Source organism: Priestia sp. SIMBA_032, assembly GCF_046535215.1.
Classification (GTDB): domain Bacteria; phylum Bacillota; class Bacilli; order Bacillales; family Bacillaceae_H; genus Priestia; species Priestia aryabhattai.
On sequence record NZ_JAWRXD010001642.1, the window covers coordinates 1 to 232 of the forward strand.

Sequence of the window (232 nt, forward strand, 5' to 3'; positions counted from 1 at the left end):
GACTCGACCGACTCGACGCGAAAGTTCCAGAATTTGCCTTGACAACATCCGGACTTCTTCATCGTTCGACGCCATAGTCTCAGTGTTATCCAAAATCAGGAGGTGAGACTCCTTTGGAACTCCCCAGTCGTTAGCTAGGTAGCCAGAGAGTGCCTGGATCAGCTCCAAGGGCGGCTTTGAATACCAGCTCTTATCGAGGTAGCCGCCATCTAAGGCCTTAGGAATGGTAGCG

At 52.2% G+C, this 232-nt stretch carries 1 protein-coding gene; it reads right to left on the reverse strand.

Features of this window, described 5'->3' with window-relative positions; translation table 11 throughout:
- Positions 1–232 (reverse strand): hypothetical protein (locus SB717_RS39840; RefSeq protein WP_410908883.1); only part of this gene is annotated, 232 nt, incomplete at both ends.